General features: G+C 75.3%; 25 protein-coding genes and 1 tRNA gene. 4 read left to right on the top strand and 22 right to left on the bottom strand.

Features of this window, described 5'->3' with window-relative positions:
* Nucleotides 1-28: 28 nt before the first annotated feature.
* The 5 genes from ACYVGT_RS08640 to ACYVGT_RS08620 all read right to left on the bottom strand — a co-directional run bounded on the left by ACYVGT_RS08640 (nt 29) and on the right by ACYVGT_RS08620 (nt 3,890).
* On the bottom strand, nt 29-334 hold the full coding sequence (locus ACYVGT_RS08640) for a DUF1416 domain-containing protein (protein ID WP_460855931.1): 306 nt from the start codon (nt 332-334) through the stop codon (nt 29-31).
* Entirely contained in the window at nt 331-1,170 is an 840-nt protein-coding gene (locus ACYVGT_RS08635; protein ID WP_460855930.1) for a sulfurtransferase, read from the bottom strand. The genes ACYVGT_RS08640 and ACYVGT_RS08635 overlap by 4 nt, the downstream gene beginning before the upstream one ends.
* Before the next feature lie 363 nt (nt 1,171-1,533).
* Nucleotides 1,534-1,839 carry a thioredoxin family protein gene (locus tag ACYVGT_RS08630; RefSeq protein ID WP_460856004.1) on the bottom strand — a complete coding sequence of 102 codons (306 nt, stop codon included), beginning with the start codon at nt 1,837-1,839 and terminating at the stop codon, nt 1,534-1,536.
* Between the two features lie 98 nt (nt 1,840-1,937).
* The gene (locus tag ACYVGT_RS08625; protein ID WP_460855929.1) at nt 1,938-2,636 is read right to left on the bottom strand and encodes an LmeA family phospholipid-binding protein; all 699 of its coding nucleotides are present in this window, start codon (nt 2,634-2,636) and stop codon (nt 1,938-1,940) included.
* A gap of 51 nt (nt 2,637-2,687) precedes the next feature.
* On the bottom strand, nt 2,688-3,890 hold the full coding sequence (locus tag ACYVGT_RS08620; protein WP_460855928.1) for a putative quinol monooxygenase: 1,203 nt from the start codon (nt 3,888-3,890) through the stop codon (nt 2,688-2,690).
* Between the two features lie 196 nt (nt 3,891-4,086).
* On the opposite strand from ACYVGT_RS08620, the gene ACYVGT_RS08615 reads away from it, so the two are divergent.
* On the top strand, nt 4,087-4,869 hold the full coding sequence (locus ACYVGT_RS08615; RefSeq protein WP_460855927.1) for an HAD family hydrolase: 783 nt from the start codon (nt 4,087-4,089) through the stop codon (nt 4,867-4,869).
* Between the two features lie 44 nt (nt 4,870-4,913).
* Here the strand turns inward: ACYVGT_RS08615 and ACYVGT_RS08610 are convergent, their stop codons facing one another.
* From ACYVGT_RS08610 to hemL, 5 genes are all read right to left on the bottom strand, one after another.
* The gene (locus tag ACYVGT_RS08610; protein WP_460855926.1) at nt 4,914-5,888 is read right to left on the bottom strand and encodes an NAD-dependent epimerase/dehydratase family protein; all 975 of its coding nucleotides are present in this window, start codon (nt 5,886-5,888) and stop codon (nt 4,914-4,916) included.
* Between the two features lie 136 nt (nt 5,889-6,024).
* The gene (locus ACYVGT_RS08605) at nt 6,025-6,123 is read right to left on the bottom strand and encodes a 30S ribosomal protein bS22 (RefSeq protein WP_013155353.1); all 99 of its coding nucleotides are present in this window, start codon (nt 6,121-6,123) and stop codon (nt 6,025-6,027) included.
* A gap of 256 nt (nt 6,124-6,379) precedes the next feature.
* Entirely contained in the window at nt 6,380-7,114 is a 735-nt protein-coding gene (locus ACYVGT_RS08600) for a DNA alkylation repair protein (RefSeq protein ID WP_460855925.1), read from the bottom strand.
* A 97-nt stretch (nt 7,115-7,211) separates the two neighbouring features.
* Entirely contained in the window at nt 7,212-7,850 is a 639-nt protein-coding gene (locus ACYVGT_RS08595) for a histidine phosphatase family protein (RefSeq protein ID WP_460855924.1), read from the bottom strand.
* 326 nt (nt 7,851-8,176) lie between these two features.
* The gene (gene hemL / locus ACYVGT_RS08590) at nt 8,177-9,469 is read right to left on the bottom strand and encodes a glutamate-1-semialdehyde 2,1-aminomutase (RefSeq protein WP_460855923.1); all 1,293 of its coding nucleotides are present in this window, start codon (nt 9,467-9,469) and stop codon (nt 8,177-8,179) included.
* A gap of 105 nt (nt 9,470-9,574) precedes the next feature.
* Here hemL and rraA point away from each other — a divergent pair, with 105 nt between their 5' ends.
* Nucleotides 9,575-10,072: a ribonuclease E activity regulator RraA gene (rraA, locus tag ACYVGT_RS08585; RefSeq protein WP_460855922.1), complete on the top strand. Its 498-nt coding sequence runs from the start codon at nt 9,575-9,577 to the stop codon at nt 10,070-10,072.
* Between the two features lie 505 nt (nt 10,073-10,577).
* Here the strand turns inward: rraA and ACYVGT_RS08580 are convergent.
* From ACYVGT_RS08580 to ACYVGT_RS08545, 8 genes are all read right to left on the bottom strand, one after another.
* On the bottom strand, nt 10,578-11,249 hold the full coding sequence (locus tag ACYVGT_RS08580; RefSeq protein ID WP_460855921.1) for a bifunctional DNA primase/polymerase: 672 nt from the start codon (nt 11,247-11,249) through the stop codon (nt 10,578-10,580).
* 93 nt (nt 11,250-11,342) lie between these two features.
* Nucleotides 11,343-12,344 (bottom strand): porphobilinogen synthase, encoded by a 1,002-nt coding sequence (gene hemB, locus ACYVGT_RS08575; protein WP_460855920.1) that lies wholly within the window; start codon nt 12,342-12,344, stop codon nt 11,343-11,345.
* 109 nt (nt 12,345-12,453) lie between these two features.
* Nucleotides 12,454-14,181, bottom strand: a complete 1,728-nt coding sequence (locus tag ACYVGT_RS08570; RefSeq protein ID WP_460855919.1) for a bifunctional uroporphyrinogen-III C-methyltransferase/uroporphyrinogen-III synthase — start codon at nt 14,179-14,181, stop codon at nt 12,454-12,456.
* A 45-nt stretch (nt 14,182-14,226) separates the two neighbouring features.
* A complete protein-coding gene (gene hemC, locus ACYVGT_RS08565; RefSeq protein ID WP_460856003.1) occupies nt 14,227-15,153 on the bottom strand; it encodes a hydroxymethylbilane synthase in 927 nt (308 codons plus the stop codon).
* A gap of 53 nt (nt 15,154-15,206) precedes the next feature.
* On the bottom strand, nt 15,207-16,655 hold the full coding sequence (locus ACYVGT_RS08560; RefSeq protein WP_460855918.1) for a glutamyl-tRNA reductase: 1,449 nt from the start codon (nt 16,653-16,655) through the stop codon (nt 15,207-15,209).
* A 106-nt stretch (nt 16,656-16,761) separates the two neighbouring features.
* On the bottom strand, nt 16,762-17,463 hold the full coding sequence (locus ACYVGT_RS08555; protein WP_460855917.1) for a redox-sensing transcriptional repressor Rex: 702 nt from the start codon (nt 17,461-17,463) through the stop codon (nt 16,762-16,764).
* Nucleotides 17,464-17,638: 175 nt separating this feature from the next.
* Nucleotides 17,639-17,899, bottom strand: coding sequence for a glutaredoxin family protein (locus tag ACYVGT_RS08550; RefSeq protein ID WP_460855916.1), 261 nt, complete (start codon nt 17,897-17,899; stop codon nt 17,639-17,641).
* Nucleotides 17,900-18,002: 103 nt separating this feature from the next.
* Nucleotides 18,003-18,263, bottom strand: coding sequence for a MoaD/ThiS family protein (locus ACYVGT_RS08545; protein ID WP_460855915.1), 261 nt, complete (start codon nt 18,261-18,263; stop codon nt 18,003-18,005).
* 110 nt (nt 18,264-18,373) lie between these two features.
* Between ACYVGT_RS08545 and ACYVGT_RS08540 the strand changes: the two genes are divergently transcribed.
* Both ACYVGT_RS08540 and ACYVGT_RS08535 read left to right on the top strand, forming a co-directional pair.
* Nucleotides 18,374-19,132 carry a winged helix-turn-helix transcriptional regulator gene (locus tag ACYVGT_RS08540; RefSeq protein ID WP_460855914.1) on the top strand — a complete coding sequence of 253 codons (759 nt, stop codon included), beginning with the start codon at nt 18,374-18,376 and terminating at the stop codon, nt 19,130-19,132.
* A 450-nt stretch (nt 19,133-19,582) separates the two neighbouring features.
* Nucleotides 19,583-20,614, top strand: a complete 1,032-nt coding sequence (locus ACYVGT_RS08535) for a hypothetical protein (RefSeq protein ID WP_460855913.1) — start codon at nt 19,583-19,585, stop codon at nt 20,612-20,614.
* Nucleotides 20,615-20,723: 109 nt separating this feature from the next.
* Here ACYVGT_RS08535 and ACYVGT_RS08530 read toward each other — a convergent pair whose 3' ends face one another.
* The 4 genes from ACYVGT_RS08530 to ACYVGT_RS08515 form a co-directional block, all read right to left on the bottom strand.
* Nucleotides 20,724-21,083 carry a hypothetical protein gene (locus tag ACYVGT_RS08530; RefSeq protein WP_460855912.1) on the bottom strand — a complete coding sequence of 120 codons (360 nt, stop codon included), beginning with the start codon at nt 21,081-21,083 and terminating at the stop codon, nt 20,724-20,726.
* 548 nt (nt 21,084-21,631) lie between these two features.
* Nucleotides 21,632-21,707: transfer RNA gene (locus tag ACYVGT_RS08525), tRNA-Thr, on the bottom strand.
* A gap of 807 nt (nt 21,708-22,514) precedes the next feature.
* The gene (locus tag ACYVGT_RS08520) at nt 22,515-24,035 is read right to left on the bottom strand and encodes an alpha/beta hydrolase (protein ID WP_460856002.1); all 1,521 of its coding nucleotides are present in this window, start codon (nt 24,033-24,035) and stop codon (nt 22,515-22,517) included.
* Nucleotides 24,036-24,392: 357 nt separating this feature from the next.
* Nucleotides 24,393-25,565, bottom strand: coding sequence for a DNA polymerase III subunit delta' (locus tag ACYVGT_RS08515; RefSeq protein WP_460855911.1), 1,173 nt, complete (start codon nt 25,563-25,565; stop codon nt 24,393-24,395).
* Nucleotides 25,566-26,168: the final 603 nt, after the last annotated feature.

Raw genomic sequence — 26,168 nt, 5'->3', positions numbered from 1 at the left:
TTCCGTTCTTTACCGCTCTGCCGGGCGGTTACGCCTCGACGGAGATGTCGGCGATCCTGCCGGTCTCCGCGCGGACGTCGTAGGCGGCCGAGAAGCCCTGCGAGGCGAGCACCTTGACGGTCCAGTCGCCGTCGGCGGCGAAGAACCGGAAGGTGCCCTCCGGACCGGTCGCGACCTCGCCGACGAAGTCGCCGGAGCCGTTCAGCAGGCGCGCGTAGGCGCCGGCCAGCGGAGTGCCGCCGCGCCGCACCGTGCCCTGGATGACCGCCTGGTCGCCGGCCGCGCCGTCGGCGAGGGCGACGCCCCCGACGGGCGCTCCGCAGCCGTCGCTCACTTGGCCTCCCCCAGCTCGACCGGAACGCCCACCAGGGAGCCGTACTCGGTCCAGGAGCCGTCGTAGTTCTTGACGTTGTCCAGACCGAGCAGCTCGTGCAGGGCGAACCAGGTGTGCGAGGACCGCTCGCCGATGCGGCAGTAGGCGATCACGTCGGAGTCGAGGTCGACGCCGGCCGCGGAGTAGATCTCCCGCAGCTCCTCGTCGGACTTGAAGGTGCCGTCCTCGTTGGCCGCCTTCGCCCACGGGATGTTGCGCGCGGTCGGGATGTGGCCGGCCCGCTGGGACGCCTCCTGCGGCAGGTGCGCCGGGGCCAGCAGCTTGCCGGTGAACTCGTCCGGCGAGCGCACGTCGACCAGCGCCTTGGTGCCGATGGCGTTGACGACCTCGTCCCGGAAGGCGCGGATCGAGGCGTCCTGCTCCTGCGCGGTGTAGCTGGTGGCGTCGCGCTCGGGCACCTCCTCGACGAGGGCGCGCGAGTCGAGCTCCCACTTCTTGCGGCCGCCGTCGAGCAGCTTCACCGCGTCGTGGCCGTAGAGCTTGAAGTACCAGTAGGCGTAGGCCGCGAACCAGTTGTTGTTGCCGCCGTAGAGGACGACCGTGTCGTCGTTGGCGATGCCCCGCTCGGACAGGAGGCTCTCGAAGCCCGCGCGGTCGACGAAGTCGCGGCGGACCGGGTCCTGGAGGTCGGTCTTCCAGTCGAGCTTGATGGCGCCCGGGATGTGCCCCTTGTCGTAGGCCGAGGTGTCCTCGTCCACCTCGACGAGGACCACCTTCGGGTCGTCCAGGTGAGCCTCCACCCAGTCGGCGTCCACGAGGACGTCGGAGCGGCTCATAGGGAACCTCCTTGATTCGATGTGTGTGCGGCGTTCGGTGCCGGGCGGCAGGGCCGTACGGCGGGAGAGAAGGGGGTGCGCACACGGACCCGGCCGGACGGAGGTTCGCGTCGGCGGGAGCGTGGATTCCGGTGTCCCTGCTGCGTGAGCGGTGGCCGGCGGGGGTGCGCGCGGCATGGGCGGCGCATCACTGGTGCGCCCGGAAAAGGCGCGGTGGCGGCCGCTCTACGGGCGGGGCAGACAGAGCGCGGTAGCGACGTGGCAGTAGTCCACTGCCCGCCGCTTCGTCAGAAACGCGCCCGTCACGGTGTTCACGTCCACGATCGTACGGGCTGGGCCCATCGCTGTCACCCGTGGGACAGCTCACATCTGCTGTTCCGGGCCGCCGATCGCGGTCGCCAGGGCCGCGAGGACCGCGTGCCGCGCGGGGACCCCGCGCGCCCGGACCCGCTCGGTGCCGCCGGAGTCGAGCACCAGCACGGTCGGGGTCTCCTCGATGCCGAGCCGGCGCACCAGCTCCAGGTGCGACTCGGCGTCGACGTCGGCGGCCGCCACACCGGGCACCAGGTCCGCGGCCTCGGCCAGCCGCCGCCGGGTGGCGACGCAGGGCCGGCAGAAGGCGGACGAGAACTGCACGAGCGTGGCCCGCTCGCCGAGCGGCGCCCCCAGGTCGGCGGCGGTGAGGCGGACGGCCTCGGGGAGTGCGCCGTCCGGAGCCGCCCCGTCCCGCCCCTGCTCGCCGGACGCGCCGGTTTCGCCCTGCACGCTCAGCCCTGCTGCTCCGCGCCGATCAGCGGGACGTCCTCCGCCTCGGCCGAGACCTGAACGCCGTTGGGGCGGGCGTCGATCCCGGTCACCTGCAGGTTGAACGGCAGGCTGGGGATCGGGAAGGAGACCGCGAGGCGGTCGTTGACCTGCGCGGTGAGGTCCACGCCGGTACCGGTGCCGCCGATGGCGACGTCGGTGGGCGTGACGACGATCGCGTCGCCCTCCACCGCCACCTCCAGCCCCGCCGAGACCGGCTGGCTGAAGCCGTGCAGCGCCAGGTCGCCGGCCATCCGGGGCTGGCCGTCCTCGTTCTCGATGACGATGCCCTCGGGGAGCCGCTTCTGCAGCTCGCTGTAGGGCAGCATCACCGTGGCCTCGGCCGTGCGGGCCGTCGCCGTCGGCTCGGTGAGCAGCGCCTGCAGCGGGGCGTCGACGTCGTAGGCGGTGACGTCGACCCGCTCCAGCTGGACGTCGTTGACGTTCATGGCGCCGGTGACGATGTTGATCTCGCTGTAGGTGCCCTGGAACGCCTGGGTCAGGAACGGGAATCCGCCGACGGTGACCTCGGGCTCGGACGCCATCTCGTACTGCTGGCCCACCCTCTTGGCGATCTCGGTCTGCGCGGCGTAGTGCAGGCCGCGGTCGGCGACCACCACAAGGATCACCAGCAGCACAAGGAAGACGACGAGTTTGCGCATCGGGGTTCCAGCACGCTCCGTTAGATTCCGGCGGGTCACGCTGCCGCCGCGTCAGCGGGGCATCAGCATATCCGGCAGCGAATCGGCAACCGACGCCCCCGCCAGCGACAGCTCGATCACGTTGGTGGCGACCACGGCGGGCGCGCTGCGGCGGGCGAACTCGCGCACGTGCGGCTGCTGCTCGTGCTCCTCCTGGGCCAGCTCGTCGCGGTAGATCGCGTAGACGATCCGCTGCTGCGGAGCGCTCGGCACCGTGTGGCAGGCGAACAGGAGCGTGTCCGGCTCGCGGCGGTCCACCTCGTCGACGACGGCGTCGGCGCAGTCGTCGAAGGTGTCCGCGCCGCCGTTGGCGAGCGTGTAGATCGTGATGATGCCGCGCATCCGGGGCCGCCGCGGCGCACCGCGGCCGGACCGGCCGCCCCGGCCGGCGGGGGCGGAGCGGACCTCGTCGCGCTCGTCGGCGAAGCCGTCGTCGTCATAGTCGTCGTAGTCGTCGTCCCGGGCCCTGCGGCGCCTGCCCCACACTTCGTCGTCTCCCTCGCCGTCGTCGGGATCGCCGCCCCCGGACGGGGACCGGCGCCCCCGGCGCCGCCGCTGCGGCTCCTCCGGGGGGTTCAGGGCGCGGACGAACGCGCCCCACAGCGCCGCGAGCGCGCCGACCATGACCACCTGGCCCAGCGCGCCCAGCCCCATGCGGGCCACCAGGATCTCCAGCAGCACCGCGAGGCCGATCAGTCCGACCACGCTGGCGCGGTGGGTGCCGGCCCGGCCCCCGGCGCGCAGCGCGGCTGCAGCGCACACGGCGATCGCGGCGGCAGCGAAGATGTGGACCGCGCTGACGGCGATGCCGGGGATGAAATCGTAGTGGTCGTTCAGCGGAGGGTAGTCGTTGGAGAAGTTTCCGCTGACGGGGTCCAGCGCGAGGACGGCTGTGGGCACGATGCCCAGCACCGCCACCAGCAGCCGGACGCCGAAGCGCGCCCGCTCGGAGCGGATCGCGTACTCCACGGCCCCCCACGCCGCCAGCAGCGGCCCGAGCAGCCCCACGCCGACCTGCAGCAGGCGGAAGGTGATCCCGGAGAAGCCGAGCAGTGCGCCCGGGAACGCCGCGCTCAGGCCGATGGCGACGGCCGCAGCCGACGCAGCCAGGATGCGCGGGTAGGTTCCGGGGACCCGCTGCCCGCGTGCGATCAGCGCCGCGGTGGCACTCCAAGCCACCAGGGCGCAGGCGAATGCCAGTGCTACCTCGACCATCCCGATCATCATGCTGCATACCGGGGAGTGGACGGGAACGCGCCCGGCCCGCGGCCACCGGGCCGCGGGAACCGAACGCGCAGCACGTCCCCAGCGCGCGCACGCCTCCTACCTGCACATGTGAGTTGCGTCACGGACACTCGGGCACCGGCCCCACTGCGCCGGGCCCCTGCTCCAGGGCCCTAGGCTCGGTGGCATGCCGGGCCCAGTCTCCCGACGCCACCGCGCTGCCTTCTTCGATGTCGACAACACGCTGATGCGCGGCGCGTCCATCTACCATTTCGCCCGCGGGCTCGCTGCCCGCGACCTGTTCACCACCCGCGACCTCGTCCGCTTCGGCTGGGGCCAGCTGGTGTTCCGGGCGGGCGGCCGCGAGCGCAGCGAGCACATCGATGCCGCGCGCGAGGCGGCGCTGGCCTTCGTCGCCGGCTACCGGGTCGACGACCTCGTCGAGCTCTGCGAAGAGATCTACGACGAGACCATGTCGGACCGGATCTGGGAGGGTTCGGCGGAGCTGGCGCGGCAGCACGCCGCGGCCGGCGACCGGGTCTGGCTGGTCACCGCGACCCCGGTGGAACTGGCCGACATCATCCAGCGCAAGCTCGGGCTGGACGGCGCGATCGGCACCGTCGCGGAGAAGTCCGACGGGGTCTACACCGGTCGGCTGATCGGCGACATGATGCACGGCCCGGCCAAGGCCGAGGCGGTGCGCGAGCTGGCTGATCGGGAGGGCTTCGACCTGGCGGAGAGCACCGCCTACAGCGACTCCTCCAACGACCTTCCGCTGCTGGGCGCGGTGGGCCGGCCCAACGCCGTCAACCCCGACGATGCGCTGCGCCGGCACGCGCTGGAGCACGGCTGGCCGGTGCACGAGTTCCGCCGCTACCGGGCCGCGCTGCGCGTCGGGGTGCCGGCCGCAGCGGCCGGCGCCCTGGTCGGCGGGCTGGCCGTGGGGGCGCTGCGCCGCGGCCGCGTCTGAGCGGCCGCTCCGGATGGCGGGCGGCCCGGGCGGAACCGCGCCCGTCACGATGCCGTCAGGTAGCTCTCGAGGGCTTCGGCGGAGGTGTAGGCGGGCCGCCAGCCGACGCTGCGCTCCAGCTTGCCGGCGTCCAGCACCCGGCCGCTGCACAGCAGCCGCAGCTGGTCCGGGGAGTAGTCGACGCGGCTGCGGCGGGTGATTCCGCCGAGCACCCGCAGCCCGCGCTCGGGCACGGCGAAGCGGCGCCCGGCGACGCGTTGCAGTACCCGGGAGAGCGGCACCGACCCGGGGGCGGCGACGTTGAAGATCCCGTCTGCGGAGCCGCCGTCGGGCGCGGCCAGCGCGGTGCGGCAGGTGGCGTCGGCCGCATCGTCGGGGTGCAGGAACTGCATCCGCGGGTCTTCGCCGCGCACGGTGGGCACCAGCCGCAGGCCGAGATAGCGGGTGAGCGGGGTCTCGACGGACGGGCCGATCACGCTGGCGAACCGCAGCACCGCCACGGACAGGTCGGGGCGGCGGCGGGCCAGGGTGAGGGTGTGCCGCTCGATGTCGGCGGCGTCCCGGGCGTGCGGCGCGGCGGTGTCGCCGGCGACCGCGGCCGCGCCGGTGGCGAGGGCGGTGCCGGGCTCGGTGAATGGCTCTGCTGCGGGCCCGCGGTAGACGGCCGCGCTGGAGCGCACCACGAGGCGGGCCGCGTCGTCGGAGCGCTGGCAGGCGTCGAGGAGCTGCAGGGTGCCGAGTACCGCCGCGGGCGACCGGCGCCGGCCGCGCCCCTTCAGCGGGGCGGAGTCGGCGAAGCCGAGGTGCACCACCGTGTCGGCGCCGGTGTCCTGCACCAGGGCGCCGATGCCGCCGTCATGCAGCCGGACCGGGGCGAACTCGGCCCCGCCCAGTGCGCGCCGGGGTGCGGCGGTGTCGGTGGCGACCACCCGGCTGACGTCCGGGTCGCGGCTGAGCAGTTCGGCGACGCGGGCACCGAGGTACCGCGAGGCGCCGGTGACGAGAACGGCGCGTCCCATGCGCTACGCCTCCACACATCGAGGGGGGTCTGTGTTCGAGGGGGATGGCGAGAGGGGGAGTAAGGGGGATGGTGTCTCCGCAGCGGCCCGGTGCGGGGCGTCTGCGGAGAAGCCGATCCTGCGTACTCCGGTTCCGCTACTTCTTGTTGCGGCGGGCGACGCGGGTGCGCTTGAGGAGCTTGCGGTGCTTCTTCTTGGCCATGCGCTTGCGGCGCTTCTTGATCACGGAACCCATGCGATCACCTTCTCGCAGAAGACATCGAGGACATAACGGCCCCGTCGCGGTCGCCTGCGGCGCCGGGGGCAGTCGGGAGAGTGCGGTCTGCGCGGACGGGATCCGCCGGCGCCGGTACCGCACCCGAGGGCCTAGCCTACCCTCTCGTCCACCGCGACACGCACGCCGACCTCGGCGGCGGCAGCCCGGGCCAGGCGCGCGCAGCGCACCGGATCCGCCGCCCCGGCCCGCTGCGCCCGTGCAGTACACAGTCCTTTCAGCTGGCAGTACGGCCGCTGTCGGAGGCGGTGCGCCGGCGCACCGCCTCCGCGATCCAGACCGGCGCATAGGGCGAGGTGCACCCGCTCGGCACCGGGTAGTCCGCCAGCACGCCCAGCCGCTCCCCGATGGCGGTGGCGCGCTCCCGGTGGGCGGGGTGCTCGATGCCGATCTGGGCGAGGCAGGTGTTCATGGCCCACTGCAGGCGCTCGGGCGCCTCCGCCATCTGCGCCTCGATCACGTCCAGCAGCGCGGGCAGGTCCAGCCCGTCGGGCTTCTTCGCGACGCGCCGCGCGGTCAGCGCCCACCCCGCAGCGGCGACACCGGGGGCGGGGTCAGCGAGCCAGGCGGTGCGCAGCGCCTCGGTGTGCGGGCTCTTCTGCACCGCGTAGCTGACGAGCCAGTCGCCCACCTTGGGCGTGCGGACCGCACGCAGCATGGCGTCCAGCTCGTTCTGCTCGAACGCTCTGGGGCGGCAGACCAGCAGCGCGAGCAGCCGCGCGGCGGAGTCGTCCGTCGCCCAGAGCGCGCGGGCGAGGTCCTGCCGCGTCCCGATGCGCTTGGCGAAGGCGCGCAGTGCGGTGAGGTTCACCGCGTGCCCGTCCCCGTGCCGCTGGTTCACCCTGAGGACGGCCGGGTCCGCCATGGCGGCGAGCTCGGCCATGACCGCATCCAGGTCCGGACCCGGCTCCCGGGCGCCCTCGGCGGCTCCGCCCGCCGTCCGCTCCGCCATCCCGCTCCCCCGCTCTGGTCTGCGCCTTCTCTCCGCTGCCAGGAGACGGCCGGGCCGGGTCCGCCCGACAGCGGCGGGCCGGCCGGGGCCGCAGCGATCAGGCGCCGGGGATGGCGGGGCCGCTGCCGTACAGGGCGGCGGCGGGCTCCGTGTAGCCGACGCTGACCAGCTCCTGGTCTTCGAACGTCAGCGAGGTGACGCTGGCCAGGTTGCACTGGCGGCGGTCCGGGCGGTGCCAGAGCCGCTTGCGCTCGGCGGCCATCCGGGTCATCCAGATCGGCAGCTGGTGGCTGACGCAGACCGCTTCGCGGCCCCACGCCTCCTTGCGGACGTGCTTCACCGCGGCGACCATCCGGTCCACGATGAGCTGGTACGGCTCGCCCCAGGAGGGCCGGAACGGGTTGTACAGGTGGCGCAGCATCGACGGGTCGGTGCGCAGCGAGCGCCCCGACACCTGCCGGCCCTGCAGGCGGTTGCCGGCCTCGATCAGCCGGTCGTCGGTACGCACCGAAAGCCCGGTTGCGGCGGCCAGCGGCTCCGCCGTCTCCAGGGCGCGCTCCAGCGGCGAGGAGTAGAGGACGGACACGTCGCGCCCCTCGAACCAGGCCGCGGCGAGATCGGCCATCCCGCGGCCGTTGCCGCTGAGATGGAAGTCCGGGAGCCGCCCGTAGAGGATCCTCCCGGGGTTGTGCACCTCGCCGTGGCGCAGCAGGTGGACGACGGTCGTCGTGGTCATGGGCCGCTGGTGTCCCTTCGCTCGGACCGGCGGGCGGCGCCGGACGGTGGTGGTGCGGGCACGGCCGCGGCCGCCGGTCCGGGCGGCGGCCGACCGGTCGGCCTGCGGTGCAGGGCAGCCCGCCGGTCCGCTGGACCGCCGGGATCGCACGCCGGCGCGGGACGGACGGGCCGGTCACCGCGGTTGGCGCACCCTCCCACGCTACCGGGCCGCCGGCCGGCGGAGCCGGACGCCCCCACGGCAGCGGGCCCGTCCGGAATCCGCCGACGGCAGCTCCGGTGCAGGTCGGGGATTGCCCGCGCCGCTCCGCGGGCGGCGGAGCGCGGTCAGGCGGTGCGCGCGGCCGCCTCGGCGGCCTTCGGCAGGGCGGCGAGCACCCGGCCGATCGCCTCCTCGTCGTGGGCCGCGGAGAAGAACCACGCCTCGAACGCCGCCGGCGGCAGGTACACGCCCTGCTCCAGCATCGCGTGGAAGAACGCGGCGAACCGGCCGGTGTGCTGGGCGCGCGCGGCGTCGAAGCCGGTCACGTCGGCGTCGGTGAAGAACACCGTGAACAGGCTGCCGCCGCGCTGCACCCGGTGCGGCACGCCGGCCTCGGTGAGCGCCGCGCCGGCGGCGTCGGCGACCTGGGCGGAGACCCGGTCGATGTGGGCGTAGACCTCGTCGGTGGCGTTCCGCAGGGTGGCCAGGCCGGCCGCGGTGGCCAGCGGGTTCCCGGACAGGGTGCCCGCCTGGTAGACCGGGCCGGCCGGCGCGAGCCTCGCCATCAGGTCGGCGCGGCCGCCGAACGCGGCGGCGGGCAGGCCGCCGCCCATCACCTTGCCGAAGGTGGTGAGGTCGGCGCGGACGCCCTCCAGGCCGTACCAGCCGGACGCGGAGACGCGGAAGCCGGTGAGCACCTCGTCGAGGATGAGCAGCGCGCCGTACCGCTCGGTGATCGCGCGCAGGCGCGCGTTGAATCCGTCGCGCGGCGGGACGACGCCCATGTTGGCCGGGCACGCCTCCGCGATGACGCAGGCGATCTCGTCGCCGGACTCGGCGAAGACCCGCTCGACGGCCTCGGGGTCGTTGTAGGGCAGCACGATGGTGTCGGCGGCGCTCGCGCCGGTCACGCCGGGGCTGTCCGGCAGACCGAAGGTGGCGAGGCCGGAGCCGGCGGAGGCGAGCAGCGCGTCGACGTGGCCGTGGTAGTTGCCGGCGAACTTGACGACCTTGCTGCGGCCGGTGGCCCCGCGGGCCAGCCGGATCGCCGACATGGTCGCCTCGGTACCGGAGTTGACCAGCCGCACCTGCTCGACGGGGGCGCGGGCGGCGATCTCCTCGGCGAGCTCCACCTCGCCCGGGCTGGGCGCGCCGAAGGAGGTGCCGTGCGCGGCGGCCTCCTGCAGGGCGTCGACCACGGCCGGGTGGGTGTGCCCGAGCAGCAGCGGGCCCCACGAGCAGACCAGGTCGACGTAGGTGTTGCCCTCGACGTCGGTGAGGTAGGGGCCGTGCCCGGACGCCATGAACGGCGGGGTGCCGCCCACCGCGCCGAAGGCGCGGACCGGCGAGTTCACCGCCCCCGGCACGACGGCGCTGGCGCGTTCGAACAGCTCGGCGGAAGTCTGATGAGTAGCCACCCGTCCAGTCTGGCACCCGTGCGCAGCCTCCCTGACGCGGCACCGCGCCTCGCCGGATAGCGTTCCTGACGCCCGGACGCACCAGACGACCCTCAAGGAGCAAGCATGAGCGAGGTCTTCGCCACGGCCGACCTGATCGACGCCTACGGCGACGCGCTGCAGAGCTGCGAGCTGCAGTTCCGGTCCTACGGCGGCCGGACGTCGTTCCACGGGCCGATCGCGACGATCAAGTGCCACGAGGACAACGCCCTGGTCAAGGAGCAGCTGAACCAGCCGGGCGAGGGCTGGGTGCTGGTGGTGGACGGCGGCGGTTCGCTGCGCAGCGCACTGGTGGGCGACCAGATCGCCGCGGCCGCGGCCGCCAACGGCTGGGCCGGCGTGGTCGTCAACGGCGCGGTCCGCGACACCGAGGCCCTGGCCGGCATCGGTGTGGGCGTGAAGGCCCTGGGTTCGAACCCGCGCAAGTCCGCCAAGGAGGGCGCCGGCGTCCTGGACGGCCCGGTCGCCTTCGGCGCCGTGGTCTTCAACCCCGAGGCGTGGCTCTATAGCGACGCCGACGGCATCGTCGTCGCCGACGAGCGCCTCGACCCGGGGCTGCTCTGACCGCGGGGCGTGAGCGCGGCACGGGCGCGGCACGGGCGCGGCGCGCTTCCCGAGGCGCCGGGCGGGGCGTCCCGCAAGCAGGGCCTCCGCGGGACGTGCGGGCTCCGCGGGAACGGCCGGCAGGAGCGCAGGCGGGGCGTTCCCGGCGGAGCAGCAGGCCGCGGAGCGGCGGTACGGGGCAGATCCCGTCCGGCGGACACCGGCGCGGCCCGGGCGCCGGACCCGGCTGCACGGCGCTGGCGCGCAGCGCGCTGCGCAGGACCGGCGGTCCCGGCGGCCCGCACGGACCGGTCGGGCAGCGGGGCCGCCCCGCGGCGCCCCGGCCCGGCGCGGAAGCCGGGCGCAGCGCCGATGCGGTGCCGCATGCGGTGCGGTTCCCCAGCGGCACCCCCGCCGGTGCCGGCGCCGGCGGTGCCGCCCGCACCGCCGGCTGACGGGCGCGGGGCGGGTGCGCGGCGGCGGTCCTCCGCCCTGCCGGCCGCGGCTGCCCGGGGCTCCGCGGCGGTCAGCCCGCGAACTCCTCGCAGGAGTCGGCGAGGATGTCGAGCACGGCGATTGGGTCGGGGAGTTCAGCGGCCTCGGGGTGCGGCGGGCGGATCCAGCCGGCGCGGCCGCCCGAGGGGAGCAGGGACGGCGCGGCGAGGACGTAGCTGTTGCGGCAGTGCCAGCGCAGGCCCGGGGTCTCCTCGACGGTCTCGGGGACGCAGTCGAGGTGGCAGGACCACCACTCGTCCTCGTCGGACGGGGAGCGGGTGGCGACGTAGAAGAGGTAGCGGTCGGTGTCGACCGCGGCGACCGGGCCGGTGCGCACACCCGAGCGCCCCATCCGCGCGAGGGCCATGACGCCCGCCTCCGCGGGGACGTCGAACACGTCGAAGACGCGGCCGGTCGGCAGGATCACGTTGGCGCCCGGGGCCGCGCCCCACCAGCGGCGGATGACGTCGGCGTCGATGGTGGCCTCCACGCCCCACGCCGCTGTCACGGGATGCTGCGCCGGCGCCGGACAGCCCATCCGGTCGCAGTTGCAGGCCCGGGCGCCCTCGGCGGCCGGCGCTGCGCCGCGGCACACCGGCCAGCCGAGCGCCGCATACGACAGCGCCGCCTCCAGCATGTCCTCCGGACGCTCCGCCGTGCTCCGCGCGTGCCTGCGCCGCCGCCGGTTGAGTACCTCGGCCATGGACCGCCTCCCCGCTTCGTCGTGTCCCGCGGGGTGCCGGTCCGCCGCCCCGCCCTATCGCCCCGTCCCGGCTCTGCCGGGTCCCCGGATGCTTCAGCGCAGCATGCGTGCCGCTTCACTCGCCCAGTATGTGAGGATCTGGGCCGCTCCCGCCCTGCGATGGCTGAGCAGGGTCTCCATGATGACGCGCTCGCGGTCCAGCCAGCCGCGCTCGGCGGCCGCCTCGACCATCGCGTACTCGCCGCTCACCTGGTAGGCCGAGACCGGAACCGGGGAGGCGTCGGCCACCCGGGCGACGATGTCGAGGTAGGCGAGGCCGGGTTTGACCATCACCATGTCGGCGCCCTCGGCCACGTCCAGCGCCACCTCGCGCAGGGCCTCGGACGCGTTCGCCGGGTCCTGCTGGTAGCCGGTGCGGTCGCCGAACTGCGGCGCCCCCTCGGCGGCCTCGCGGAACGGGCCGTAGAAGGCGGACGCGTATTTGGCCGCGTAGGCGAGGATCGCCACGTCGGGGTGGCCGGCGCCGTCGAGCGCGGCGCGGATCGCGGCGACCTGGCCGTCCATCATTCCGCTCGGGCCCACCACTTGGACGCCCGCCTCGGCCTGGGCGAGGGCGATGGAGGCGTACCGCTCCAGGGTGGCGTCGTTGTCGACGCTGCCGTCTTCGGTGAGCAGGCCGCAGTGGCCGTGCGAGGTGTACTCGTCCAGGCACAGGTCGGCCATCACCACGATGGAGTCGCCGACCTCGGCGGACAGGTCGCGCAGCGCACGCTGCACCACGCCGTCCGGGTCGTCGGCGGCCGAGCCGCGGGCGTCCTTCGCCGCGGGGATGCCGAAGAGCATCAGCGCGCCCACGCCGAGCTCCGCGGCCTCCGCGGCGGCGGCGCGCAGGCTGTCCGGGGTGTGCTGGACGACGCCCGGCATCGACGACACCGGGTTGGGTGCGCTGATGCCCTCCTTGACGAACATCGGCAGGATCAGGTCGGACGGCGCCAGGCGGGTCTCGGCGACCAGCCGCCGCAGCGCCGGGGTGCGGCGGAGCCGCCGCGGCCGGGCGGCGGGGAACTGCGCTCCGGACGGCAACCGGTGGTCCATCGGGGGCTCCTCCCTCATGCGCGCCGCGCCGGGCGGCGGGTCAATCTGTCCGGGGCGTCCAGTGCCCGGTCGGGCTGCGGGGCCGGTGCGGCCGCGCGGAACGCGCCGGTCACAGCGCCTTCCGCCGGCGGCCGCGCCGCTTCTGGCTGGGCTTGAGGACCGGGCGGCCCGCCTCCTGCGCCTCCGCCCGCTGCCGAGCACCGTACTGCGAGAGGGCCTCCGCGAGGGCCGAAACCGACGCGGTCGGCGCAACCACGTCGACGCGCAGCCCGAACTCCAGGGCGGTCTTCTCGGTCTCCGGGCCGATCACCGCGATGACGGTGGTGTTGTGCGGCTTGCCGGCGATGCCGACGAGGTTGCGCACCGTGGAGGAGGACGTGAAGAGCACCGCGTCGAACGCGCCGCCCTTGATCGCCTCGCGCACCGGGGCGGGCGGCGGTGCCGCGCGCACGGTCCGGTAGGCGGTGACGTCGTCGACCTCCCAGCCGAGCTTGGCGACGCCGGCCGACAGGGTCTCGGTGGCGATGTCGGCGCGCGGCAGCAGGACCCGCTCGATCGGGTCGAGTTCGGCGTCGTAGGGCGGCCAGACTCCGACCAGGCCGGCGCCGGACTGCTGCTCGGCCGGCGGCACCAGGTCGGGCTCGATGCCGAAGGAGCGCAGCCGGGCGGCGGTCTGCTCGCCGACGGCGGCGACCTTCACACCGGCGAAGGCGCGCGCGTCCAGCCCGTAGGCCTCCAGCTTCTCGCGGACGGCGCGGACGGCGTTGACCGAGGTGAACGCCACCCACTGGTACCGGCCGGTGACGATGCCGCGGACGGCGCGCTCCATCTGCTGCGGCGTGCGGGGCGGCTCCACCGAGATGGTGGGCACCTCTTCGGGCACGGCGCCGTAGGAGCGCAGCTGCTCGGAGAGGTCGGCGGCCTGCTCGCGGGTGCGCGGCACGAGCACGCGCCAGCCGAACAGGGACCGCGTCTCGTACCAGGAGCGCTCGCGCTGCTGGGCGGCGCCGGGGCCGAGCAGCGCCAGCGCGGGCTCGGTGAGGTGGTGGCCCTTGGCGTCCATCGCCTTGAGGTCGGCCGCGATCCGGGAGAGCGTGGAGGACACGGTGGTCTGCTCGGTGGTGCCGCCGGCGCGGGTGACGGTGACCGGGGTGGCGGCCGGGTTGCCACCAGAGGTGAGCGCCTTCACCAGCCAGTCGACGCCGGTGCCGCTGCGGCCGCCGTCATCGGTCCGGCGCGGGCGGATCACGGCGAGCGTGAGGTCGTCGCGGGCCGCGAAGTCGGCGGCGATGCGCGCCCAGTCGACGGAGCGGTCCCCGCCGTCGACGACGCGGAGCTCGGTAGCCCCCTCCGGCATCAGCGGCACCCCCGCGTAGGCGGCGACACCGGTCACCGCGGAGACGCCGGGCACCACCTCGTAGCCGATGCCGGCGGCGCGGCAGGCGTCGGCGAGCTGGTCGCCGCGGCAGAAGAGCAGCGGGTCGCCGGCGTAGAGCCGGACCACGGCCGCGCCCTCCGAGGCGCGCAGGACGGCGGTGGCGTCGGCGTCGGCCAGGTCGGCCGGGTCGAGCACCTCGGCACCGTCGCGGCAGTGCGCCAGGGCGGCCGCGCGGTGCGCGGCGAGCTCGGGGGCCGGCTCGTGCAGGCCGATCACCACGTCGGCCTCGGCGAGCACCTCCGTGGCGCGCACGGTGAGCGCTCCGGCGTCGCCCGGCCCGGCGCCCACCAGGGCGACCGTGCCGGGGCCGGCGGTGCGGGCGCGGCCGGCCCCCGCGCGCTCGTCAGTGCTGGCGCTGGCGGTGCCGGCGGTGGCCGCGTCGTCGCTCTGGGGGTTCATGCTGCCCTTCCTCGATGCTGCTTCGGACGTTCGGGAACGCGTCCCTCAGCCGTCCGCCTCTCCCGCCGCGGCCTGCGCCGCGTCGGCAACGATCCGGTCGGCGCCGTCGGCGATCATCGACCGGGCCAGTTCTCGGCCCAGGTCGGCGGCGGCCTTCAGCGACGCCGGCTCGGCGTCCAGGTCGGCGGTGCGCTCGCCGCGCACCGCCGTGCGGCCGTCGGTCGACACCACCGCCGCGCTCAGTCGCAGGACGCCGCCGTCCAGTTCGGCGAAGGCGCCCACCGGCGCCGCGCAGCCGGCTTCGAGCTCGGCGAGCACGGTGCGCTCCGCGGTCACCGCGAGGCGGGTCGGCGTGTGGTCGACGGCGGAGAGGTAGGCCAGGTCACCGGCGGCCCGTGCCCCGGTGCACTCGACGGCCAGCGCCCCCTGGCCGGGGGCCGGCAGCATGCGGTCGGCGCCGAAGACGTCGGTGACGTCGGCGGTGCGGCCGATCCGGACCAGGCCGGCGTAGGCGAGCACGACCGCGTCGACCTCGCCGGAGGCGATCTTGCCCAGCCGCGTCTCGGCGTTGCCGCGGATCGGCACGTACTCCAGCTCCGGGCGGAGCGCGGCGAGCTGGGCGACGCGGCGCGGGGATCCGGTGCCGATCCGCGCGCCGGCCGGCAGGTCGGCGAAGCCGAGGCCGTCGCGGGCGCAGAGCGCGTCGCGCGGGTCGTCCCGCTCGGTGACCGCGGCCAGCACCAGGCCGTCGGCGGGCGCGGTCGGCAGGTCCTTGAGCGAGTGCACGGCGAAGTCGATGCCGCCGTCCAGCAGGTGGTCCCGGAGCGCGTTGACGAAAACGCCGGTGCCGCCGAGCTGGGTCAGGTGGGCCTTGGTGACGTCGCCGAAGCTGGTGATCTGCACGAGCTCGACCGGCATCCCGGTGCGCTCGGTGACGGCGTCGGCCACGAGGCCGGACTGCGTGGTCGCCATGTTCGAGCGCCGGGTGCCCAGCCGGGCGGCGGCGCTCGTCGGCGCGTCGGTACTCACACGTCCTCCCCGGGAACGGAACGGGGCCGGGCGACCGCATCGGGGGCCGCCGGATCGAGGTCGAACAGTTCGCGCAGCGCGTCGCCGTAGGAGTCGCCCCCGGGGCGGGCGGCGAGCTCCTTCACCCGCACCGTCGGGCGGTGCAGGATCTTGTCGACGGTGCGCTGCAGGGCGCGGGCCACCTCCTCGCGCTCCCGGTCGTCGAGTCCGGGCACGCGGTTCTCCAGGCGGGCCAGCTCGGCGGCGACGACCTCGCGGGCGTGCGCGCGGAGCGCCACCACGGTCGGCGCGACCAGGTCGGCGCGGCGGACCGCGGTGAAGGAGGCGACCTCCTCGTCGACGATGCCGCGCACGGTGGAGAGCACGCCGGTGCGCGACTCGCCGCCGCCGGCGCCCTCGGCCGCTGCGGCACGGAGGTCCTCGATGTCGACCAGGTCCACACCGGGCAGGTCGCGGACGCGCTCGTCGATGTCGCGCGGCAGGGCCAGGTCGAGGAAGACGAGCGGGCGGGCGGCGCCGGCGCCCTCGCCAGCGCGCGGCGCACCGGCGAGCGCGCCGGCCACCTCGTCGGCGCCGAGCACGAGGCCCTGCGCGCCGGTGCAGGAGATCACCAGGTCGGCGCCTGGCAGCGCAGCGGCGGCACGGTCGAAGTCCACCGCCGACGCCGAGATCGGGTCGTAGGCCTCGGTGAGGCAGGTGGCCAGGCGCACGGCGCGCTCGGCGGTGCGGTTGGCCACCGCCACCGAGGAGGCGCCGAGCCGGGCGACGGTGTTGGCGGCCAGCGCGCTCATCGAGCCGGCGCCCAGGACCAGCACCCGCAGGCCGGTGAGCGGGCTCGGCTCGGGCAGCGCGGCCTCGACGTCGACCGAGGTGAGCGGGGCGCCCGCGACCGCGCCCGGTGCGCGCTGCGGGCCGAACCGGCCGAGGGCGACCTCCAGGCCGAGGGTGACCATGTCGGCGCCGGCCTGGTCGAGGTGGGTCTCGGTGTGCGCCCGCTTGCCGACCCGGAGGGCGCGCTGGCCGAGGTCGTTGAGGACCCGGCCGAGGGTGCCGCTGGCCTGCGCGTCCTTGAGGGCGCTGCGGACCTGGCCGAGGATCTGGCCTTCGCCGACCACCATCGAGTCCAGGCCGCAGGCCACCGAGAACAGGTGCTGCACGGCGCGGTCCTCGTAGTGCACGTAGGCGTGCTCGGTGAGCTCGGCCTGGGAGACGCCGGTGCGCTCGGAGAGCAGCTCGGTGATCGCGGTGAGCGCGGGGTGGAACTTCTCGACTTCGGCGTAGACCTCGGTACGGTTGCAGGTGGAGACCATCATCACCTCGCCGACGGCCTCCGAGGCGGCCATCTCCGCCATCGCCTTGAGGCGCTCGGCGCCGTCCATCGCGGCGCGCTCCAGCAGCGCAACGGGCGAGCTGCGGTGGCTCAGCCCCACGGCGAGGACACTCATCTGCACTCCAATGCGTTCGCCTGGTCCCATCGGCTGCGCCGATCCGTCCGGCCGCGCGGTGGCCGGGCAGACAGGGGCCGCACCCGCGGGCGCGGAGCAGTGCGGTTCACGCCTTCTCCTCCGCGTCGATCAGCCCGTGGCCCGCGGGCGGCCCGCCCTCGGCCTTCCGCTGGGCGTGGAAAGCCAGGATCTGCAGTTCGATGGATAGATCGACCTTACGCACATCCACCGCCGACGGCACATCAAGGACCATCGGAGCGAAATTGAGCACGCTCGTGACGCCGGCTTCGACGAAGCGGTCGCAGACGCTCTGCGCCGCCACCGCGGGGACCGCGATGACGCCGATGGAGACGTTCTCCGCCGTCACCACGTCTTCGAGCAGGTCGATAGAGCCGACCCGCAGCCCGGCCACTTCGCCGCCGACCAGGCGCTCGTCGGCGTCGAGGAGGGCGGCGATGCGGAAGCCGCGGGTCCCGAACCCACCGTAGTTGGCGAGTGCGCGGCCCAGGTTGCCGGCTCCCACGATCGCTACCGCCCAGTCCTGAGTGAGACCGAGCTCACGGGCGATCTGGTAGACGAGGTACTCGACCTCGTAGCCGACGCCGCGGGTGCCGTAGGAACCGAGGTGCGAGAGGTCCTTGCGGAGCTTGGCCGAGTTGACTCCGGCGATCCGGGCGAGGTCCTCGGAGGAGACGGTGAGCAGGCCGCGCTCTGACAGGCCCTGGAGTGCGCGCAGGTAGATCGGCAGCCGGGCGACGGTCGCCTCGGGGATGCCCCGCTCCCGGGGCCGGTCTGATCGGGGGGTCACGGGAGGGCACTCCTGGGCGGCGTCGGTCGGGTGGCTCAGCGGCGCGCTCGGGGTCCGCCCGGTCGCGCCGCGGGCGCTGCCCTGCGTGCGCTCCGCGAACCCCCCGGCGGCTTCGCGCCGGCGGCCGCCTCCCGTCAGGCTACGCCCTTGTGAAAGCATGCACAAAGTAGCCCTGCTACTGCGGAGAGGCGCCCAGTGCAGCGCGCAGGCGCGCCTCGCTGACCCGCCAGAAGTCGTGCGGGGCGCCGTCGACGAAGGTCACCGGGATGCGCTCCCAGTACTCGTCGCGGACCTCCTGCGGCTCGTCCTCCAAGTGGCGGACCTCATAGCCGGCGCCGGTGTCGTCTGCCACGGCGCGGATGACCTCGAGTGCGTCGTCGCACAGATGGCATCCGCGCTTGCCGAGCATCGAGATCCTGGGCACAGTCGCCTCCATCACACCGCCTTTCGTCCTGCGGACCTTCGCTGCGCGCGCCGCCCGCGCGGCCGCTGCGTTCCCGCCCCTCCTGCACTGCAGGGGGAGAACGGGCCCTGCGCCATCATCCCCCGGCGAACGGAGGCAGGACCTCCACCACGCCGCCCTCTGTGAGCAACACCTCGCTGTGGGCGCGCCGGCCGACCGGCTGCTCGTCCACGATGAACGAGGAGCGCTGCACGACCGCGGCGAGCCGCCCGTCGCCGGAGCGCCGCTGCAGCGCGGCTTCCAGCGCTTCCGCGAGCGTCCGCGCGGCGTAGGGCTCCTCCGCGGTTCCCGCGGCTTCCTTCGCCGCCGCCCAGTACCTGATGGTTCCGCTCACCATGGATTGATTATCCTTGTGCTTCTCGGAGGCATGAACTCGATTAATTCTCCACCGGGGGCAACGGCGCCTTCGACGACCGCTGACATCGGCGGGGTGACGGGAAGAGACGCATGAGCCACCTGCTCCTATTGACGAACTCCAACGAACCGTCCGACCACGTACTGCCGGCCCTCGGACTCCTCCTGCACACCGTGCGGGTAGCGCCCGCGGAACCGGGGGCCCTGCTGGCCGCCGGAGGCGACCGGGCCGCATCAGCCGCCGACGCCGTCCTGGTGGATGCCCGCAGCGACCTGGCCTCCGCCCGCAACTTCTGCCGCCTGCTGGATACCACCGGCCTGGACTGCCCGCTGATCGCGGTGCTCACCGAGGGCGGTGTGGCCGCCCTCACCTCGGACTGGCAGGTGGACGACTTCGTGCTGGTCGGCGCGGGCCCCGCCGAGGTGGAGGCGCGCCTGCGGCTGGCGGTCGGCGCCGCGGACGCCGCCACCGCCGATCCGGACGAGATCCGCCGCGGCGACCTCGTCATCGATGAAGCGACCTACATCGCGCGGCTGCGCGGCCGCATCCTGGACCTGACCTTCAAGGAGTTCGAGCTCCTGAAGTTCCTCGCCCAGCACCCGGGGCGGGTGTTCACCCGCGCGCAGCTGCTGCAGGAGGTGTGGGGCTACGACTACTTCGGCGGTACCCGCACCATCGACGTGCACGTCCGCCGGCTCCGGGCCAAGCTCGGCAGCGAGCACGAGTCGCTGATCGGCACCGTCCGCAACGTCGGCTACCGCTTCGTGCCGGACTTCTCCGACAAGAAGCCCGCCGCGGCCGAGGCGCCTGAGGCGGCCGACCGGGCTCCGGCCGCGCCGGCCCAGCGCTGACCCTTCCGGGGCCGGCGGACGCCGCCGGCCCCGGCGGTGTCCCCCCTGCTCCTCCGCGCGGAGAATTCCTCGCCCGCTCCTCCCTGCGCCGCCGGTCTCCGCGGCGGCTGCTCCCCCGCTCCGCACCCCCGTGCGTCCCCGGACCCGCCTGGAGCGCGGACCGCTTGTGCCGGACGCGGCGCGCCTCTCCCCGCCCGCTCTCCCGCCCGCGCGGTGCCGTGTGCCCCGCTGATCCCCGGGCAACACGGGTGCTGCACCCCGTTTACACAGGTGCATCCCAGTGCGCGCGGACAGCCGGTGGGTCTCGTGCGGTGCGAGCGGATTGCCTAGGATGCGTTCGACGCCGCGTTCAGTGACCCCGAGCGGCGCCCCGAGGAGGCCACCCCGATGCCGACCGGCCCACGTCCGCCGGACACCCCGAACGGGCCGGGCCGACGCCTGCATCTCCCGATGCGCTCGTGCGTCCGGATCCCGCTGACCACCGCCTTCATCGGCTGCACTCTGGTGGCGATGGCCCCGCCCGCGCTCGCCGCCCCCGCGGCGCCGCTGCTCTTCCTGCTGGCGAAGGACACCGTCATCGACGCCGGCGACACCGCCACGCTGACCGTCCGCGCCGAGAACGCCTCCCCGGACTCCCCCGCCTGCGTGGTCGGCATCTCCGCCGACCACGGGTTCACCGTGGGCGAGGTCGGCGAGGAGCTCCCGGTCGAGGCCGAGGTGACCGGCGCACCCGAGGAGAACGTGTCCGTCTCCGCAACCCTGAGCTATGTGCCGGTCCGCGAGGACGGCACCTGCGCACCCGCCGAAGAGGCCCAGACGGTCTCCACGGTGCCGGTCCCCGTCATCGTCTCCGACGGCGGGGACGACGAGGACGACGGCGAAGATGACGGCGGGGACGGCGGGGACGGCGGGGAAGACGGCGGTGGCGAGGAGGAGCCGAGCGAGCCGCCGACCGGGGAGCCCACCGAACCGCCCTCCGAGGAGCCCGAGGATCCCGGGGAGTCGTCGCCCCCGCCGAGCCGCACGCCCGGCTCTCCGCCCGCTTCGGAGTCTCCCGAGGGCGGCGACCGCGAGGACGGCGGCGGCAAGGACGAGGAGAAGGACCGGGAAGAGGACGCCGGAACCGGCAGCGGAGGCGGCAGCCCCGGCGGGGGCGGTCCGGAACCCCGCGAGGCGCCCGCTCCGCCGACGGCGCCGGGCGCGCCCGGCGAGCGGCCGGACCTGCCGACCGGCCTTCCCGAGCTTCCGGAACTCTCCCCCGGCGAGGACGAGCTGGCCGAGCTGCCGACGATCGGCCCGAAGGACGGCGCAGACGAGGACACCACGGAGAACGCCTCGGCGGAGCAGGACGCCGCCGCAGCCGTCTCCCCGGCGGTCCTGCTGCTGGTCCTGATGCTGGCCCTGCTCTTCGCCTCGCCGATGGCTCCCGGCCGCCGCGTGCGCGTCGGCGGCGGCTACCGCGGCCGGCGCCGCAAGGTCTGACCGGCCGCCGCGCGGCCGGCACCGCGAAGGCCCTCCGCCCACCGGATCCCCCCGGACCGGCGGAGGGCCTCTGCTGCAGCGGGCGCTGGGCGCCCGGCAGCGCACGGGGTCAGCCGACGCGGCCGGCCCGCACGTCGTCCACGGCCTCCTGGGCCTGGCGCAGGTCCATGCCGGTGCCGTCGCGCATGATCCGGACGGCCTCCACCCCGCGGCCGAGTGCGAGCAGCTCGCGCACGCGGGCGAGCACGGGGCCGGGGATGGGCGGCCGCGGCCGGTCGCGCCGCTCGCCGCCGAGCACGGTGTACCCGCCCGCGCCCCGTCCCGGGCCGTCCGCAACCGCGGGCGCATCCGGCGGCGGCTCCGCGGCGGGCGCCGCGCCCCGCCGCACCACCCGGTCGAGCACATAGCCCCCGCCGGCGAGCACAGCAACTGCCCCCAGCAGCGCCATCAGCATCATCAGCAGGCTCATGCCGGACTTCTACCCCCGCCGCCCGCACCGGAAAAGCAGCAGGAAAAGTGGAGGAAACACCCAAGTCCGCCAGAGAGAACACCGGCACCACTCGGGGAGACCGACATCCGGTGGGGTTCGCGGACGGCCGGCCCGCCTCACCGAAGCTGCGCCCACTGCCCGGGAACAGGGCCGGCACCGGAGCGGCTCTTCCCGGGCGGGGCGTGTCCGACGGCGCTGGGGTGCGCCCCTGGCGCGCCCGCCGGAGCAGTCAGGAGCGGGCCCTTCCACTGAGGAGAACGGGCGAAGGCCCCGCCGGCGACGCGCAGCAGGATGGTGATCCGCCGAACGCGCCCGAGGGCCGTCGTCCGCCGACGCGGCCGTCCGGGAAGAGCGCCGGGACGCCCCCGGCCGGACCGCGGCACCCGCAGGGCGGCGCCGGACCGCGGCACCGCCGAGGCGCCGGCATCGCGGGCGCGCTCTTCGCCGGGAGCGGGGCTTCGGCCCCCGAAAGGCCCCCAAGCACGAACGCCACCTCCGGATGGAGGTGGCGTTCGTCCTGCTCGCAGTGGAGCCGCCTATCGGAATCGAACCGATGACCTATTCATTACGAGTGAATCGCTCTGCCGACTGAGCTAAGGCGGCACGCTCCGCGGCGCAGCGCGGAACGCCCTCATTCTAGCGTGCCCGCGGTACTGCCCGAACCCGGTTTCCTGCCGGGGCCGCTCCGCCGGCGGGCCCCAGCGCACGCGCCGCGGCGGAGCGGCGCCCGCCGCCCGGAGGCCGCTGCCCAGCGGCGCTGAACCGGACCTCTCTGCCCACCCGGCATCCGGCTTCCGGATCGAGGGCGCGGTCGCGCACGTGGCCGGCGCAGTCGAGGACTGGGCCGCCGCTGCGGGCAACGCGGCGCTCCTGGGGGGACCACGCGGGGAGCACCCGATTCGCCGGCCTCGGCAGCGGTGGCCCGGCAGCCGTACGCGCGGAGACGGAGACCGGCGTCCGGGCGCGCCGGCCGCCGTGCGGGCGTTCGCTCCGGTGCGCGCGGCCGGCGGGGGGCGGGGTGATCCGCAACGCAGGGTCCGCGCAGTCCCGGCGCCCCGCCCCGGGCGACAGCGGCCACCAGGCCGGCAAGGCTGCCCGATGGGCGTTGGCCGGCGGCGTGCGGACGGAGCCCGCCGAGCAGCGCACGCTCATGACCGGGCTGCACTGGGGAGCTGTCGGCACCGGTTTCAGCGCCTCCTGCGACGGGCCCCCGGCCGTCACCGCCCGCGCCGCCGTAGACGGGATCGGGGCGGGAGCGGCCGAGGCACTCGCCGGCGAGTGGAGCGCGCACGCCCGGAGAGCCCTGGCCGAGGCCCCCGTCCGACTGTCAGCACGAGATCCGCGCCGGGGCCGGCTGAGCCGCGCGGAGAACGCCGCACGGCGGCTGCAGCTGCAGCCGGGGCCGACCGGTCAGGTGCAGGCGTCGCTCTCGGGGGCGGTGCCGTCGAGAAGGTAGGACTCGACGGCATCGTCGATGCAGGTGTCGCCCATGCGGTAGCCCGTGTGGCCGTCGCCGTCCCGGGTGAGCAGGACGCCCGAGTCGAGGCGGTCGGCGAGCCGCTCGGACCATTCATAGGGGGTGGCGGAGTCGCGGGTGGTGCCCACGACCAGGATCGGGGCGGCTCCCTCGGCCGTGAGGTCGGGCTGGTCGGCCACCGCCTCCTCCGGCCAGTAGGCGCAGGTCATCGCCGACCAGGCGAAGGAGGCGCCGAACAGCGGCAGGTCGCGCTCAGCCTCGGCCGCGGCGTCCCGGTAGGCGCCGGCGTCGCGCGGTGAGGGGGCGTCGGAGCAGTTGACCGCCACCAGGGCCGACGTGGAGTTGAGGTAGGCGTCTTCGTCGCCGCGCTCGTAGAGGCGGTCGCCGAGCTGCAGCAGCGGCGTGCCGTCGCCGTCCTGCGCGGCCGCCAGCGCCGACCTCAGCTCCGGCCAGGACGACTCGCTGTACAGGGCCGAGAGCACGCCGAGCTCGGCGCGGGCGCGGCCGAGCTCGCGGCCGTCCGCGTCGTCGGTGGCCAGCGGGGCGCGGCCGGCGTCGGCGAACAGCTCCTCCAGCTGCTCGGCCCCTGCGGCCTCGTCCGACGCGCCCGCCGAACCGCCGCTGGACAGCGGGCAGTCGGACTGGCCGGCGCAGTCGGCGAGGAACGCGTCGAGCGCGGTCTCGAACCCGCGCGCCTGCTCGACCGAGGCCTCCAGCTGGGTGAGGTCGGGCGCCAGGGCGCCGTCGAGCACCATCGGCCCGACGCGCTCGGGGAACAGGTCGGCGTAGGTGGCGCCGATGAGGGTGCCGTAGGACGCGCCGAGATAGCTGAGCTGCTCGTCGCCGACGGCGGCGCGCAGCACGTCGAGATCGCGGGCGACGGACTCGGTGCCCATGTTCATCGCGAGGTCCCCGCCGCGCTCCTCGCAGCCCTCGGCGAAGGAGCGGTGCGACTCCTCGATGTCGGCCAGGCCGGCGTCGGTGACCTCGGCGGGGTCGGCGTCACCGCCCTCGCTCTGGAGGTCCTCGCCGAGGTAGTCGTCCATCGCTGCGGTGTCGAGGCATTCGATCGGGTCGCTGCGGCCCACTCCGCGCGGGTCGAAGCCGACCACGGAGTAGTGCTCGCGCACGGCGTCGCCGACGGCGGAGTGCGCCGCCTCCGCATAGTCGTAGCCGGATCCGCCCGGCCCGCCCGGGTTGACGAACAGCGCACCGCGCTCCTCCCCCTCAGCGGGGAGCCGCTTCAGCGCGATCGCGACCGTCTCGCCCTCGGGATCGGCGTAGTCGAGCGGCACCTCCGCGGTACCGCACTCGAAGCCCTGGGTGCCGCCCTCGTCGCAGGCACCCCAGTCGATCTGCTGGGCGTAGAAGGGCTCCAGGGCGGGTTCGGGGGCCTGCGTGGCGGGCGCACCGCTCCCGCTGCCGCCGCCCGGGGCGCATCCCGCCGCCGCCATCGCCAGCAGCGCCGCCACCAGTCCACCACCGCGGATCACGCCGTTCACCTGTGCTGCTTCTCCGTCCTTGCCTCGCCGTGCCTGCGCCCGGCCCCCGGGAAAGCCGGAACTCCGCATCCCGGGCCGGCCGCTGCCACTGCCGCTTCTGCCGCGGAACCACACTAGGGCGTGTCGGGCGGGTGGCGTCGGTCGCGAGCGGTGTCCTGGTGCACCCGTCGCACGGCCGACGAGGGTGTCAGGGTGGGTTCTCCTGCCGAGTCAGCGTCCGGTTCCGGCCCGGTGGCAGCGGGCGGGCCCCGGCGCCGGGGCGGGACTGCACCGGGCGCGCCCGAACCGGCCGCACCCTGCGCGGCCCGGTCAGCCCTGGTAGAGCGAGGCGGTCATGGCCTCGAGGGCGATCTGGGGGTGGACGTTGGCGTCGATCCGCGACCTGCACTGCATGATGGCGCCGATGCGGCGCAGAGTGGACTCCGGAGTGCCGCTGCGGGCGACCCGGTCGAGGTCGGCGCGGTTCGCCCCGGTGGGCAGCTCCACGTCGGCGCCGAACTGCAGGGCCAGGACGTCGCGGTAGAACAGCAGCAGGTCGGTGAGCGCGTCGTCGTAGCTGTCCCGCTTGAGCCGGGTGGCCCGGCGCTTCTGCCGCTCCTCCAGGTCCTTGAGCGCACCCGCCGCGCCGCGCACGGCCTTGGCCACGCCCTTGCCGGTGGCCCCCTCGCCGAACGCGGCCTTGAGGTCGGACTTCTCCGTCTCGTCCAGCGCGCCGGTGACGGCTTTGGCGTCGTTCTCGGCGATCTCGTACAGGCGCGCCGCCGCCGACACGCAGGCGCCGAGACCGTCCAGCCGGGCCGGCACCGCGAGGACCTCAGCGCGCCGCTCGCGGGCTTCGGGGTCGGAGGCGAGGCGGCGGGCCCGGTCCAGCCTCCCCGCGGCGGAGCGCGCCGCCTCAGCCGCGGTGGAGGGGTCCACGCCGTCCTGCTGCACGAGCGCCTCGGCGACCGCGGCGGTGCCCGGCGTGCGCAGCACCACCTGGCGGCAGCGGGAGCGGATGGTGACGAGCATGTCCTCGGCGGTGGGCGTGCACAGCAGCCACACGGTGCGCGGCGCCGGCTCCTCGACCGCCTTCAGCAGCGCATTGGAGGCCGCTTCGGTGGCGCGGTCGGCGTCGGCGAACAGCACGATCCGGTACCGGCCGGCCGCCGGGCGGGACGCGGAGCGCAGCACCAGGTCGCGGGTGCGGTCGACGCCGAAGCTGAGCCCGCTGGGGCGGACGTAGAGGACGTCGGTGTGGGTGCCGGCGAGGACCTGGTGGCAGGCGTCGCAGTGGCCGCAGCCGCCGTCCCGGCACTGGAGTGCGGCGGCGAACGCGCGCGCCGCCTCCTCCCGGCCGGAGCCGGGCGGTCCGGTGAACAGCCAGGCGTGCGTCATGCCGGCGGCGCCGTCCGCGGGCCCGCCGCCGGCGGCCGCTCGCGCGGCCGACTCCAGCGTGCGGACCACCGCATCCTGGCCCACCAGGTCATCGAAGACGCTCATCGCAGCCCAGCATAGGCGCTCCCGGCGACGCCGCCGCGCGAACTCCGAGTCCGCTCCGCCCGACCGCCGGCAGCCGGCAGCAGCGCTGCCCAGCCGGCCGGCCCCCGCTGCCGGGCACACCTGCCGCCGCCCCGCCGAGCACACCGCGCACCGGCAGGCGGAGCGCCGCCGTCGGACAGCGCCTCGCGGCAGCCGACAGCGCGCCGCCGTGCTGCAGCCCCGAACACAGCCCCCGCGGGCGGCCGCCGATACCGCCGGCCCCGCGGCGGCAGCCACCGCCGCGGTGGCCGTGCAAGCACACCCGCCCCCAGCACGCCGCGGACCGGCAGCGGCCGGCCACCCGCGCCGCCACCGCGCTGCGGCCTCCGTACCGGCAACCGGCACGCGGCCGTCCGCCAGATCGGCGCGGCAGCCGGCCGTGCGCCGTCGCGGCCCCTGCCCGCCTCACCGCGCCGGCTCCGGACTGCGGCACGTGCCACCGCTGCACCGCCCTGGCGGCCTCCCGGAGCCGACCGCCGGACAGCGCGAAGCCGCCCGGGAGCGTGCTCCCGGGCGGCTTCGGTGGGTTGGCGCGATGGGGCGGGACCACTCTCCTGCTGCGCA

It is taken from the genome of Nocardiopsis coralliicola, from assembly GCF_054779695.1.
This window is presented reverse-complemented; position numbering and strand designations above follow the sequence as displayed.